This is a genomic window from Actinophytocola sp. KF-1 (assembly GCF_054661535.1).
Window position 1 is genome coordinate 1 of the sequence record NZ_BAAFVK010000035.1, and the last position, 1,411, is coordinate 1,411.

Below are 1,411 nucleotides of genomic sequence, written 5' to 3' on the forward strand. Positions count from 1 at the left end.
AGCCGGACGCCGAAGAAGCTTCTATGTCAAGCCGCGGCAGCATGGTGGTGTTGGTGCTGGTGGTCGGCTTTCAATGCCCGGTAGATGACGTCGGAGAGGTGGCGTTTGAGGGCGCGGATAGCGGCTTTCTTGGTGGCGTTGGGGTGGTGGCGGGCCCAGTTGTCGCGGAACTCGCGGGCGGGTGGGTGGTGGATGAGCTGGATCAGCGCGATGCGGTGAATGCAGGTGTTGAGTTGCCGGTTCCCGCCCCGGTTGAGCCGGTATTGGGGTTTGTTGGATGACCAGACCGGGATGGGGGCGGTGCCGGTGTGCATGGCGAACGCTGAGCTGGATCGGAAGCGGGTGATGTCGGCGACTTCGCCGATCAGTTTGGCCGCGCCGAGCACGTTGATCCCCACGAGCGCCATCAGAGCGGGCGCGATCGGGACCACCAGCTCGCTGATCCGCTGCTCGAGCAGCAGGATCTGTTCGGTCAGGCGGGTAATGTCGGCCAGCACGTCCAGGGCGATATCCCGGCGGACGCTGCCCGGCAACGCGGTCAGCGCCTGGGCCAACACTCTCTGGCGGCGGCGGCCGGTGAGCACCCGCATCCCCGCGTCCAACCCGGGTGCCAGGTCGTGCAGGTGCCACCGCAACCGGCAGATCGCCGCGGTGCGGGCCGCCACCAACGTTTCGCGCCGGTCGGTCAGCAACCGCAGGTCCAACGCGACCTGATCCAACCTCGCAGCGGGCAGGTCGAGTTCGCGTAACGCGGCCCGCGCGATCGCCAACGCGTCGATCGGATCGCTCTTGCCCCGCGACCGGGCGCTGGCCCGGCACTGGGCCATCAGTTTGGGTGGCACCCACACCACCGCCGCACCCATCCCGACCAGCGTGCGCACCAGTCGGCCCGCCACCGCGCGGCCGTCTTCCACCGCCCACCGCCGCGCCCCGAACCGTCCTGACCCGAACCGTTGCGACCACGCCCACAACCGCAACAACCCGGCCTCATCCGCTGCGACCGTCACCTGACCCAGCCGTCGTCCGACCTGATCCACCGCGACCGCGGTATGCGTGTGCTTGTGCGGATCAACCCCAATGACCACCATGGAACCGCGTGTCCCTTCCACTCGAGGGCAGACATGCACCCCGGACCTGGCCGGGCGGACACACCTCAGTCGAGTTGATGGAACGCGTCTCGTCCACGCTTCTATCAAGTCACGCCCAGCCGGTCCGGGCCTTCGGCCACGCTGGACAGTTCTTTGCCAAACCAACCCACAAAACACACAGGTGGCAGCGCCCTTGAGAGTCACCACACAACCGAAGAACCGGACCCTAACCGCCACACAGGCAGCCACCAACACCCTCACACTGAGGCGCCCTTGACGCGTGAGTGCGCCACCCGCACAATCCGCCGCCACCACCGAACACC

General features: G+C 67.4%; 1 protein-coding gene. It reads right to left on the reverse strand.

Going from position 1 to position 1,411, the window contains the following annotated elements:
• Positions 1–26: 26 nt before the first annotated feature.
• Complete coding sequence (locus tag ACYQ77_RS44795) at positions 27–1,088, reverse strand: IS110 family RNA-guided transposase (RefSeq protein ID WP_459723659.1); 1,062 nt, start codon at positions 1,086–1,088, stop codon at positions 27–29.
• Between the last annotated feature and the right edge of the window lie 323 nt (positions 1,089–1,411).

Bases quoted from the DNA above. Each gene is read 5' to 3' on its own strand.
- ACYQ77_RS44795 (WP_459723659.1), bottom strand. From the start codon at position 1,088: ATGGTGGTCATTGGGGTTGATCCGCACAAGCACACGCATACCGCGGTC.